Origin of the sequence: Allobosea sp. Root483D1, from assembly GCF_001429505.1 — a bacterium.
GTDB lineage: Bacteria > Pseudomonadota > Alphaproteobacteria > Rhizobiales > Beijerinckiaceae > Allobosea.
Genome location: NZ_LMJW01000001.1, coordinates 1301300 through 1314330, shown reverse-complemented (window position 1 = coordinate 1314330; position 13031 = coordinate 1301300). Strand labels below are relative to the sequence as shown.

The window sequence follows — 13031 nt, the reverse complement described above, 5'->3', positions numbered from 1 at the left end:
GGCGTCCTTGGTCGTCGCGGGCGAGATATGTCGGACCTGGCCCGGGATTTCCGGCGTCGTGTTGCGGGCGAAGGCGGCGAAGCGCAGGCGCGCCGGCTGGCCGGCATGGACCTGATCGATGTCGGCCGGAGCGATCCGGACCTCGACGAGCAGCTTGGCCGTGTCCGGCNTGAGCTCGTTGACGATGCCGGCGACCGGCGCCTTGATCTCGGTGCGTGACAGCCTGTCCTCGGCGGCGAAGCGCCGGTCGGAGAGTTCGGCGATCCTGGCCTCGATTGGGGTCAGCTCGCGCTGCGCCTCGGTCCGGGCCGTGTCGTCGATGGTGATGATCTGCAGCCGGGCCTCGTTGACGCGCAGTTTGGCTCGGGCGATCATCGCCTCGATCTCGCCGCGCTCGCCGAGCAGGCGAGCCCATTCGCGGTTGATGTTGAAGACCTTCACGCCGTCGATGAAGCCTTTCTGGAAGAGGTTGAGATATTTGTCGCGCTCGATCTGGACGAGACGCAATTCCTCGCGCTTGGCCGACAAACGGGCTTCGAGCCCCTTCGTCTCCTCGCCCGACTGGACGATGGTGATCTCCAGCAGCTCCTTGCGGCTCTCCCGGTTCTGACGGTTCCCGCTGAACAGCCGCCGCTCGCCGGTTATGATCTGAGCTGCATCGTCGCTGAGCGCGCTCAGCCCCGGTGGATCGAGCATGGTGTCGAGCCCGTCGCGCTCGGCAACGAGCCGGGCGCGACGTCCGAGGGCGTCGGAGAGCTGGGAGCGGATGATCGAAAGCTCCGTCCTGATCTGGACATCGTCGAGCCGGAACAGCACCTGCCCCGCACTGACGTGCTCCCCCTGGCGGACGGCGATCACCTGCACGGTGCCACCGTCGCGGTGCTGCACCTCCTTGAGGTTCTGATCGACCTTGACCGCCCCCTGCGCGATCACCGCCCCGGCGAGCTGGGCCGTAGCCGCCCAGCCACCGCAGCCGAGGACTAGCGCCGCAGCCAACAGGAACCCGAACAGTACATGCGTGCGCAGTGAGAACGAGTCGTCGCGCTTCGCCGGCAATGCGGTAGCGCCCTCAATGAAATCGCGATCGAGATTATACGCATTCATGACCGGGTCACTCCGCCTCGCGACTAGTAATAGTATTGGAAGTTGTGGGCACCGCTGATCTCGATGGAGAAGCCGTTGCCGCCCTCGACATCGACATCAACGTCGATGAAGGTCGTTTCCTGCTCACCGATCTTCTCGATCCGGAACCGGAACGGCTGGCCGTCACCGCCCTCCTCACCGTAAACGCGCCCGAATTCGTCCTCGCCCGCGTCAGCGTCGTCCTGGTCGGGATCGTCGTCACGGTGCAGCGTGTACTGGCTGATCAGGATGCGGTCGCCGACCTCGAGGTCGAGGATCTTATGGATCAGCTCCTGCGCGTCCTCGGCTGCATCGGGTCCCTCGAGTTCGAACCTGAACTTGTCGTTGCCGAGGNNNGGTGTCGTCGCCGGCGCCGCCGATCACGACCTCGAAGCAGGCGATCTCGTCATCGCCGGCCTCCGGGCTCGTCAATTTGCCTTCGACCAGATCGATGATGGCGTCGTGCTTCAGGCCGCTCAGGTCGAGCGTGTCTGTCCCGGCACCGCCGTCATAGTCGTCGTCCTCGCAGTCCGCATCGACGACGACACGATCGTCGCCTTCCTCGCCCTTGACCTTGTCCTTGCCCGATCCGCCGACGAGATGGTCGTTGCCGCTCGAGCCCTGAACCNNCGATCAGACAATCGTCGCCGGCTTCGCCGAGGATGACGTCGTCGCCTCCTTCGCCATAGACCCGGTCATTGCCGGCCCCGGCCCGGGCGACGTCGTTGCCGTCACCGGCCTCGACCTTGTCGGCGCCGTCGCCGGCATCGAGCGTGTCGTTGCCGCCGCCGCCGCGCAGATGATCCTTGCCCGCCCCCGCGGACATGATGTCCGCGCCGGTGCCGCCGTCGAGCATATCGTTTCCGGCGCCGCTGATTAGCGTATCGTCGCCTTCCTCGCCGAAGAGGCTGTTGTCGCCAGCGCCTCCATCGACGTAATCGTTACTGCCACCGGTCCTGACGTAATCGTCACCGGCGCCCAGGCGCACGCTGTCGATACCGACTCCCCCGATCACGACATTGCTGCTATCGCCTGCGACGACGGAGTTGTTGCCGTCGCCGGTCATCAAGATGTTTGCGCCCTCGCCGCCGTCGATGCTGTCGTCACCGTCGCCGCCATCGACGAGATCGTCACCCGGGCCGGCCAGGATGATGTCGTCGCCGGGGCCCCCGACGATCACATCGTCACCATCGCCGCCGTCGAGGATGTCGTTGCCGGCCTCGCCGTACAGGTGATCGTTGCCGGCATCGCCGTAGAGCGTGTCGTTGCCCGACCCGCCATAGAGGGTGTCGTTCNCGGTGTCGTTGCCGGCACCGGCGAGGATGATGTCGTCCGCGCCGCGGCCCTCGATCAGGTCGTTGCCGCCGAGGCCTTCGATACGGTCGCGGCATTCGGTGCCGATCAGGACGTCGTCGGCCTCGGTGCCGGTCAGTTGCAGGAACTCCACCACGTCGAAGCGCGCCTGCTGGGCGATCGCCGCCTTGCCGTCGCTGATGACGTAGGTGACCGTAACCGGGCCGAAGTACCCCTTGGCGGGCGTGTAAAGCCAGCTGCCATCGGCCAGATCGAGCGTACCGTGCGAGACAGTGATGTGGCTGATGGTAAGCGGGTCGGCATCGGCGTCGCTAGCGCCGGCGAGCAGCAGCACCGCGGTCAGCAGTGCAGTCTGGCACGGGCCGATATCGACCAGCCGAACCGGTCCGGCAACGCGCGGTGCGCGGTTGCGTGGCGGCAGCTCGGGACCGGGATCGACGGGGTCCGGCCAGTCAGGGTCGCTCCCGCCTCCCGCGCCCGGACCGATGATCGGCGAAGGGAAGGAGCCCGCGACGGTTGGCAGGCCGGCCTCGAACAGCCCGCCAGAGCCCACCGGGACGCGGCCGGACGACCAGTTGTCATTGCTGGCGTCATCGCCGAAGCCAGGGGGCAGCCGCGCCGAGCGCAGCGGCGGCAGCGGCAACTGGTCGAATTCGAACATCGGCGAATCGATGCCGAGGAAGTCAGGCAGGCCGGGCATGGTCGGGCCGGGCCCGCCGGTGCCGATCGCCTTCTCATCGGCGTCGCCGAGCGTGCCGGTCTCGTCCTCGGGGTCGCCGGCGCCGTCGGGGGGCGGCGGCGCCGCAGCCTCGGCCGTCACTTCATCGCCGGCAGCGGTCTCGGGGCGTTGTCCCTCGCTTGGAGAGGTTGCCGCCTTGGCGGGATCGAGGATGCCCTGGAAATAGGCGATCACGGCGGCCATGAGCGCGACCAGCATGGCCGAGACGCGCAGCGACAGTGGCGTGTCGTCCTGGGCGCGCTCGTAGATCTGGGCGGTGTTCTGCGGAGCGGTGTCCGTACGCCGGGCGGCTTTGACGTCGATCATGCCGGCACCCGTTGGGGTTCGAATGAAGTTGCCTTGGGCATTGCAACGACCGGGTGCTGCACCTCGGGCGCCTCTGCGCTGGCCGCGGGCTTTATGATCTGGTCTTTCGGCCCGAAGGCGGTCAACTTGCCGGCCTGGATCACGCCGACATAGTCCACGGCCGCGAGCGCGCTCGGCCGGTGCGCGACTATGATGACGATGGCGCCGCGCGCCTTGAGCTGCTCGATCGCCTTGGTCAGCGCCACCTCGCCTTCGCCGTCGAGATTGGAGTTGGGTTCGTCCATCACGACGAGGAACGGGTCGCCGTAGACGGCGCGGGCCAGGCCGATGCGCTGGCGCTGGCCGGCGGAGATCGCCATGCCCTGCGGGCCCAACGGCGTGCGATAGCCGGCGGGCAGCCGCACGATCATGTCGTGGATGCCGGCTGCGTTAGCGGCCGCGATGATGCCGCTCGGGTCATCGTAGTCGGCCAGGCGGGAGATGTTCTCCTCGACGGTCGCGTCGAGCAGGCTGACCTCCTGCGGCAAGTAGCCGACCGCACGGCCGAGATCCTCTTCCGGCCATTGCTCGAGTTCGGCGCCATCGAGACGGACGGCGCCGCGCAAGGTCGGCCAGATTCCGGTCAGCGCGCGCACCAGCGTCGTCTTGCCGCCGCCGCTCGGCCCGATGATGCCGACCGCCTTGCCGGCGCCGACGTCGAAGCTGACTTCGCTGAGCAGCACCTGGCCGCTGCCCGGCGCAGCGACCGTGATCTTGTCGACCTTGAGATAGCTGTGTGGCGCCGGCAACCTCATCGGCTCGACCGCCTTGCTGAGAGCGACGACGGTCTCGCGCAGGCGGGCGAAGCTCTGCCGCGCCGCGACGAAAGGCTTCCAGTTGGCGATCGCCTGGTCCACCGGCGCCAGCGCGCGCGCGGACGAGACCGAGGCCGCGATGATCGCACCGGCCGAGAGCTCGCCCTTGATGGTGAGATAGGCACCGAGCCCGAGCACAGCCGATTGCAGGATCACGCGCAGCGCCTTCGAGAAGGCGCCGAAAGAGCCGACGATGTCGCTGGCGCGCGATTGCAGCGCCAGATGGGCTTCGTTCGCCACGGCGAAGCGCTGCGTCGCCCGCCCGGCGAAACCCATCGCCTTCAGCACCTCGGCATTGCGCGCATTCGACTCGGCGATCGAGCTGCGTCCCAGCGCCGTCTGCCGGGCCTCGCCCGCCACCCTGCGCGCCACGATCTCGGCCGCCAGCGTCAGCAGGGTCAGCACGACGGCGGCGCCGAGCGTCAACGCGCCGAGCCAGGGATGCAGCAGGTAGATGAAGCCGAGATAGATCGGAATCCAGGGCAGGTCGAACAGCGCGCCCGGTCCCTGACTGGCAAGGAAGCCGCGCACATTGTCGACGTCGCGGCCGCGTTCAAGCGCTTCTGTGGTGGAGAAGCCGAAGCGCGGCATGTCGATCGTCACCCGGTGCGCGACCGGTGCAATGTCGCGATCGAACCGCGCGCCGATCCGCAGCAGGATGCGCGATCGAATGGCGTCAAAGCCGCCCTGGAACAGGAAGAGCACGAGGGCGATCACCGAGAGCGCGACCAGCGTCTGCACGCTGCTGCTGGTCAGGGCTCGGTCGTAGACCTGCATCATGTAGAGCGAGCCGGTGAGCGCCAGCACATTGATCAGGCAGGAGATCGCGACCAGGTAGACGACGATCCCGCGCAGCCCCTCGGTGAGCTTCGCGGCGTCGCGCTTGCGCGCTAGAGACAGATTGACGGGGGCCATTGGNGCGCCACCCCGGTCAGCGACCGGGGTGGCGCGAGCCGCCGCATCAAAGGGTGATGTTGCCCGAGTTCAGGGCGAGGGTGCCCTTCAGGTTGATCTGGAAATCGGCATCCGGATCACCATCGGCATTGCCCGACACCACCGTGTAGTCACCGTCGGCGCGGGTCTCGTAGGTCACCATGAGCTGCGCGGAGCCGGTGAACGAGGAGCCGTTCACGATCGTGAAGCTCTGGTTGCCCGCCGAGGCCTGGTCGGCGTCGATCTGCGACAGGTCGAGCTTGTCGCCCGGCTCGAAGTCGAGGATCGTGTCGCCATTGGCCGCTTGCTGGCTGGTGAAGCGGAAGACGTCGTTGCCCGCCCCACCTTCGATCACATTGACCGCAGTGCTGGCCGTGATCGTGTCGTTGCCGGAGCCGGTCGCGACATTCTCGATGCCCCACAGCGTGTCCTGCCCTGTCTGGACGCTGGCGGCGCTGCCGCGGCCGAGCAGGCCCGAGCCGAGATCGACCGTGACCGCGGCGGTGGCGAGCGACAGGTCGAGCGTGTCGACCCCGGTGCCACCGTGCAGGTCGTCGCCGTAGTAGCTGTCGTTGCCGTCCCCGATCGCCGCCGCGAAAACGTCGTTGCCCGCACCGCCGACCACCGTATCGTCGCCGGCTCCACCGTCCAGGCTGTCGTCGCCAGCCTCGCCGAAGATCCGGTCATTGCCCGCGTCGCCATAGAGCGCATCGCCGCCGGCACCGCCGAAGCCGACATCGTTTCCGGCGCCGAGGAACATCCGGTCCGCACCCGCTCCAGCTTCGGCGACGTCGTCGCCTTCGCCGGCCGAGATGTCGTCGTCGCCGTCGGCTCCGCTCAGGACGTCGTCCCCGGCCAGGCCGATCATGTCGTTGGCCGCGGCCGTGCCGATCAGGACATCGCTCTGGGCCGTCCCGACCCTCAGGCTGCCTGTCGACGGGTTGGGTGCCGGGGTGCCCGGGCCATCGTCATCGTCGCAGCCGCAGTCATCATCATCATCGTCGTCATCATGATTTCCCTGATGATGATCGTCATCGTCTTCATCCTCGTCGTCTTCATCCTCATCGTCGTCTTCATCCTCATCGTCGTCATGATCGCCGGAGCCGAATTGCGGCATCCCATCGTCTGCGGTGAAGCAGATGCTGTGCGTCGGACTCGTCATGGTGGTCACGCCGTTCGCGTCGGTCGTGACCTCGTAATCCTCCGGCGCCGCGCCGTCGGGCAACTCGATCACATCCTGCGGCCGCAGATTGCCGACGATCGTGTCGTTGCCGCCATTGGAGCGGAACACGATGCGATGCGCCGAGGTCAGGGCCGAGATGTCGACAGTGTCGTCGCCAGCAGAGCCGTCAATCGTGATCGTGTTGAAGTTCAGGCTGGTCTGAGTGAAGTCACCGAAGATCGCGATCGTGTCGCCGCCGTTACCGGGGTTTCCGCCAGGTCCTCCAGGCGACGTCACCTGCAGCGCGTTGACTCGGATCTCCTCGATGTTGTCCAGTTCGGCGATGACAGTCGTTGTCGCTCCGACCGTCCGGGTAATGACGATTTCGGTCAACGCGCCGGACACTGGAAAGCCCGCATCGATGGCTGCTTGCTTGGTATAGATCCGGAACGTCTCAGCCGTCGCAGCTACACCGTTAACGACGAAAGTGTCGGTGCCGCCGGCTTCGCCGTTGACCATGTCGAAGCCATCTGTGGCTCCCGCCGCGCTCCAGTTGATCGTGTCGTTGCCGGTGCCGGCGAGGATGACGTCATTGCCGGTGCCGCCGTTGATCGTGTCGCCGCCGTCGCCGGCGTAGATGATATCATTGCCGCCGCCGGCGTTTACCGTGTCGTTGCTGCCCGCGAGCACGTAGATGTCGGCGTCGTTGTCACCGCCTATCGTAGTACCGGTGACGCGGGTGACGGCGACGGTGGCGCCATTGGTCGCTGTCCCGTCACTGCCTGTATAGGTGAAAGAGCCATTCGCTCCGCCGGTATCGGAAACCGTCACGATACCCGTCCCAAGGACCGGAGCACTCAGGCCGTTTTGACCGCCGACCGCCGTGATCGTCACGGGTGATCCTTCAGGATCGGTATCGTTGGCGAGCAGCGCCGACTGCTGGATCGTGAAATTGGTGTTGGCGGCGACGTTGGTGATGACAGCATCGTCATTAGCCGCCGGCGCGTCGTTCACGGGAGTGACATTGATCGTGGTCGTCACGGGATCGCTTTCGACGAAACCGTCATTGACCGTCACCTGGACAATGCGCGCGACATTGCCCGGATTGTCGGAGACGCTGTCGAACGTCACCTGTGCGATCGCGGCGCGGTAGGCAGCAAGGCTCGCCGTGCCGGTCAAGTTGACCGTGATCACGCCGTCGACGGACGTATCGATCGTGGCGTTGATGCCGGCCGGCAGGGTTCCGACGATGTCGAAATCGTCGCCGGGCTGCGCGTTGGTCAGCACGATCCGGGCCGAGACCAGGGTCGCCCCGTCATCGGTGATGTTCGGCCGGTTGGTGATCGGGACGCCGGCGGCGTTCTCGGTATAGGAGGTCGTGTAGTTCAGGCCGTCCGCCGGAGCCGGGACAGTGAACTCGATCGTCACCGAGCCGATGTCGACGATGTCCGCGGTGTTGCCGCCGCCCGCTGCTTCCAGGGACGAGGCGACGAAGCGGATCGCCGACGTGGCGCCGAACGGTCCCGGCAACGTCACGGTACGCGTCGTATTGCCGGTCTGGTCGTTGATCGTGTCGACGTTGACCCAGGCCGTGCCGTTGAAGAACTCGACAGCGATCGAGTCGTTGTTCTCGAGGCTCTGCTCGTTCACCTGGTAGGTCAGCGTAGCGCCGGCCGCTCCGGTAAGGGGAACGACGCGCGTGATGGTTGCTCCATCGCCGGTGTCGAAGCGCAGATTGCCACCGGTGATCTGGATCTGGCCGGCAGCGGCGGTGGCGCTGCCGTCATCTCCGGTCTCGGACCAGCTGGTGAGCCATTGGGTCGTGCCTACCGTTAGATTGTAGGCTCCGCTGGCGAAGGTGTCGGCATAGGTGCCGCCGACATCGAACGCATGCAGATCCACGACCGGCTTCACCAGCGAGACATCCTGGTCCGAGAACCGCAGGGTCTCGACATTCCGGACGCGATCCACGCCGTCGGACTCGAGCCCGTCGGTGACCGTCACATGGGCCACCGAGATCGAGCCGTCGGCATTGGCCGTGATCGTATAGTTCGCCCGGATATCGGCGAACTGCGCAACGTCGACATCGACGATGCCGTCGCGATCCGGCTGATCGTTGCTGTTACGGATCGTACGAACGATCGACAACTGACCGGGATTGATCGTGCCGGCGAACATGGCGGAAGCCAGCTCTGTCATGCTCTTGTGCAGCGAGATCGGCGTCCCGGTATGGTTGACGTCGCCCACGGCGAAGACGCCGATCTGCACGTCCAGCCACTTGTCGCCGTCGATGATGTCGTCACCCATCTGACCGGCCATGATGTCGCTGCCATCGCCGCCGAGGATGATGTCGCCGGCGGAGAAGGACGTCACTCCGGCGCCGAGCACCGCCTGGAGCCCGGCGATCATGGCAATGCCCTCGGCGTCGAGCGCGCTGCCCTGATAGCCCTCCAGCGGAGACGGATTGGTGACCGGGTCGAACGGAAGCCGCTCCTCGGCGAGGATGTTGGAGCCTCGCAGGATGTCGTTGCCGGCAGATCCCGACAGGCCTTCCATCGACTGGTACTCGTCGAGGGCCGCATTGGTGGGGATCGTCGGCGCCTCGTCGAAGATGATCGGGATCGACAGATCGGCATTCACGCCGGTATTGAGCCCGATAGCGCTGTCCTTGTACGTCGCCCAGTCGAAGCCGGACATGCCCGCCATCTTGCCGCGGCCGGCGCTGCCGACCATGATGTCGTCGCCGCCCTCGCCGATATACTCGTCGAAGCCGCCATCGCCCAGGAACACGTCGTGTCCGTCGATGGTGTCGTGCGAGAAGATCTCGTCGAAATTGTCGCCGGGAGCGCCGTCGAAGGTGCCGGTCTCGATCCAGTCATTGCCTTCGTTGCCGAGGATGCGTTCGGCGTTCTTGTTGCCGTAGATGAAGTCGTTGCCGGTGCCGGCGAAGACCTCCGAGCCCATGTCGGTGCCCAGGAAGATGAAGTCCTGGCCGTCATTGCCCATCACCAGGTCGAGGCCGGGCCCTGCATGGACCACGTCGTTACCGGCGCCCGCCTTGATGTTGTCGTCGCCGCCGCTGTCGACGATGATGTCGTCGCCGTCGCCGGCATTGATGATGTCGTTGCCGAAGCCGCCCTCGAGCCGGTCGTTGCCGCCATCGCCATAGAGCGTGTCGTCACCGATGCCGGCGATCAGGTGATCATTGGCCTCCGTGCCGCCGAGGACGACGTGGTCGCCGCCGGTGTATTTCAGGTAGTTGGTGTCCACGCCCGGCGTCGCCGGATTGTTGCGGACCACCAGCGGCGTCAGCAGCCCGCCGCCGAGCGGATCGGTGCTCTCAAGATCGCCATCGCCGTCGATGTCGTTGAACTGCCTGGCCTGGTTGACCTCGAGGATCAGGCCGGGGGTCGAGAACACGTCCGACGGCAGATGGGTCGCATTGGTATTGCGCATGATCATCGCGGCGAAGGAGTTGTTCTCCATCTCGCCGAACAGGTGCAGGCCGTCGAGGCGCTGCAGGTAGTAGAAGCGGTCTCCGCTCTGCAGCTTCTCCATCTGGATTTCGAAGACGAAGTTGAAGGTCGAGCCGAGCATGCCGCCGAAGGGCATGATCTGCTCGGCCAGGCCGCCGATCCACAGATCGACATTGTTGAGGCCGCCGAGTGAGCCGCCGGCAAAGGCGCCGGTGGCGTTGAGGAAGTCCAGCCGATTGGTATAGGTCACGCCGTTGATGGTCACCCCATCCGCATCGTCGCCGTCGCCGAGAACGAGGGCGAAGGCGGCATTGCGCTTGGCCTCTAGTGTCTGCGCGCTGGTGATGGCGGCGTGTGTGCCGTAGGCGGCGATGAAGTTGATGATCGACGCCTCATGCTTGAGGTGGGCGGCGAAATCGACCCAGCTCTCATAGGGCTTGAGCAGGGAGTCCTGATTGGTCGCCGCATAGAATTGCGCGCGGGCGGCATTGAGGGAGGGCACGCCCGTATCACGGCCGCGGGCGAGGTTGATGGTCGCCAGGTCGAGCGGCAATCCCAGCAGGTTGTTGCGCAGGGCGCTGGTGACGAACTCGTCGATCTCGTTGCCGGCCTGTCGCGTCATGCCGCGAATGATGGCGCCGGCTGCGATATCGGCATCGACGGTTGCCGTGCCGCCATTATTCTCGAACTGCAGCGGATTGAGGAAGCCTTCGATCAGGCCGATGTGGTCCGGACTGAAGGTCGGATCGAAGCGATCGATCGATTCCGTCAGCATCGAGTGGCCGAAGCGGTAGACCACATGGGCGAACTCGGCGACGATCGACGGATCGATCGTGACGTCGAAGCCGTCCGGAACCAGGAACACGTTGATGTTCGGCTGGATCTTGCGGGCGAATTCCTCGAACACCAGGTGCTGATACTGCATCTCGGTGCCGAACTTGGCCGCCTGGAAGAGGCGCTCGCCATCCCAGGTGAGGTTGGCAGCCGAGGCGGGAACCTCGGTGACATCGACCGCGAGCCACTCGTTGAGGAACGCGAGGGCTTCCGCCTCCGTGGAGCCGCCGTTCAACATTGCAGCGACGTCAGTGAACACCACCGCCTTGGTGTGCTCCACCAGCCGGTTGTGCTCGGAATGGAAGACGTGGTGGACGGCGGTCAGGCCGATATTCTCGTTGGCGCGGCCGTCGCCGGCGACATAGTGCGCGTCGAGCAGCTCGTTGTCATAGATGCCGGGCTCATTGCCCGGGTTTTCGAGGCCGACCTCGATGTCGCCGTCGGCGAGACCATCCGGCACCGCATTATGCGCGATATCGGCGAGGAAGGCATGGCCAGTCCGTACGGCGGTATAGGGGGGGACGTGATCAGGATCGTCGACAAGGACGCCTAGCCCACCATTCGCGGTTGGATCGCCTTCGATCAGACCAGCCGAAGTCACCATCTGCGGGTAGCCGTTGGGTCCGCGGATGAACTCGCCATAGGGGTCGGTGGCCAGCAGCGGAACATTGCCGACATTCGCGTCGACGAGCTGGATGCCCAGCAGGTCGGCCGCCTGCGCCTTCAGGTCGGCCCAGGTCGCCATGCCGCCATTGCCGCCCTCGATGAGCTTGCCCGTCGAGACTGGGACGCCGTTGTCGTTGAGGTCAGAAGCCCTGAGCTCATAGGCCCTGAGGAAGACCTGATGCGAGGGATGGGAGGTATAGGTCTGGTTCTGGTCGACGAACGAGGTCGTCGTGTTCACCGGACGATCGGTGTTGTCCGCGGCTTCGTTGACGGTCGTCGCCGGATTGTCGACCAGGATGCCGTCCGCACCCGGACCGGCAAGTGTCGCGCGGGTCAGCACCATGAAATTGGGCGGGTTCGGATTCTGGTCCGTCGGTTGCACGTAAAGCGGATCGTCCGGCATCAGCGGAATGAACACGGTGCCGTTGCCGCCCTTGGCGACGAGGTCGAGGCCGTGATCGAAGAACTGGCCGAACAGGGTGAACCAGGAATTGAACGGCGCCGACAACCCTTCATCGGGCGCGGCGTTGGTGATCACGATGTTGACGCCGTCGAGCTCGACGCCATTGGCGCCCAGCAGCGTCATGAGGCCGTCGTCCTGCGCGTCGAGCGCAGCTTGCGCGGCAGCAAGATTGGCTGCAGTCGCCAGGGCGGCGTCCTGCAAAGCCTGGTTGGTCGGGCTTGCGGACGCGGCCGCCTGCGCCTCGGCGTTCAGGCGCTCGGCCACGCCGAGGGCGTTGAACAGCGGCTTGATCGGCTCGTAGGCGGCCGTGATAGCGGCCGTGATGGTCAGCTGCTGCTCGGGGGGAACGATTCCCGCGCGCTGCAGCGCCGTCAGGATCGCTGAGGGATTGCCCAGCGTCTGGTCGACGATCAGGTTCGAGATCGTGCGGACATAGGGGTCGAACACGTCGCCAGGGCCGGCCGTGCCGCCACCGTCATTGTCGACGCCGGGCGTATAAGTGACGGGAACCAGCGCGCCGCCGGGCCCGGCGGGCACCATGATCGTCTTGAACTGTGTGCCGAGCGGCTCCGGGAACTCGTTGTCGGCGGCGCCCCATTCAGGATGCAGCGGATTGTTGTAAGTTCCGTCGACGGTGCGCAGGCCCCAGGAGATGTTGTAGGTCGGAATAGATCCGCCAGGTCCGAACAGCGGCTTTGCCACATTTCCCGGATCGCCGGTCGAGATGCCTTGCCTGAACGCGGCGTCAGCCTCCGCGATCTTGATCTGCTTGAGGATGAACTCGAGATCGGACTTGATATACGTGACCATGGAACTTCTCCAGAAGCTGAGGGAGACAAAATCTCGGGCCGCGCAAGCGCGATGGAGATCGAGCGTTCACGATACGGTTGAAGGCATATCGAAGTAGTTTGATCGGCTATTAAGAATTGTGGGACGAAGAAGTAGAAAAGCTTTCGAAGTGGAGCCTGTAGGCTGTATATTCTGTCGACTAACAAGATTGCATCGAATCAAAATTTCGGCAGGAAGTGCTTATAGTTGCCTTGGATGGAGTCTATAATTGCTTGTTGAGTGAAATCATCGAAATTTAACTGTCGATATCTGTAATATTAAATTCGTATGCCAGAAAGACGTGAGCCATCATCCAGGGAATCGGCTTCCCTGA

At 65.2% G+C, this 13031-nt stretch carries 4 protein-coding genes and 3 pseudogenes; all 7 read right to left on the bottom strand.

The genetic code is table 11. From position 1 onward, the window contains the following. Positions 1-169 (bottom strand): annotated as a pseudogene (locus ASE66_RS33110) (HlyD family secretion protein); the annotation flags it as partial. A 1-nt stretch (position 170) separates the two neighbouring features. Beyond that, positions 171-1104: biotin/lipoyl-binding protein (locus ASE66_RS06055; protein WP_244494800.1), on the bottom strand; the 934-nt coding region annotated here is incomplete at its 3' end. Positions 1105-1479: 375 nt separating this feature from the next. Beyond that, positions 1480-1750, bottom strand: a pseudogene (locus ASE66_RS33925) (calcium-binding protein); the annotation flags it as partial. A 2-nt stretch (positions 1751-1752) separates the two neighbouring features. Continuing rightward, positions 1753-2417 (bottom strand): annotated as a pseudogene (locus ASE66_RS33920) (calcium-binding protein); the annotation flags it as partial. 1 nt (position 2418) lies between these two features. Further along, a partial coding sequence (locus tag ASE66_RS33915) for a cadherin-like domain-containing protein (protein ID WP_413814248.1) occupies positions 2419-3097 on the bottom strand: 679 nt, incomplete at its 3' end. A 380-nt stretch (positions 3098-3477) separates the two neighbouring features. Further along, a complete protein-coding gene (locus ASE66_RS06040) occupies positions 3478-5250 on the bottom strand; it encodes a type I secretion system permease/ATPase (protein ID WP_057188607.1) in 1773 nt (590 codons plus the stop codon). 46 nt (positions 5251-5296) lie between these two features. After that, on the bottom strand, positions 5297-12679 hold the full coding sequence (locus ASE66_RS31960; protein WP_057188606.1) for a peroxidase family protein: 7383 nt from the start codon (positions 12677-12679) through the stop codon (positions 5297-5299). Between the last annotated feature and the right edge of the window lie 352 nt (positions 12680-13031).

Coding starts and splice junctions, on each gene's coding strand:
- ASE66_RS06040 (WP_057188607.1), bottom strand. CDS start 5,250: ATGGCCCCCGTCAATCTGTCTCTAGCGCGCAAGCGCGACGCCGCGAAG.
- ASE66_RS31960 (WP_057188606.1), bottom strand. CDS start 12,679: ATGGTCACGTATATCAAGTCCGATCTCGAGTTCATCCTCAAGCAGATC.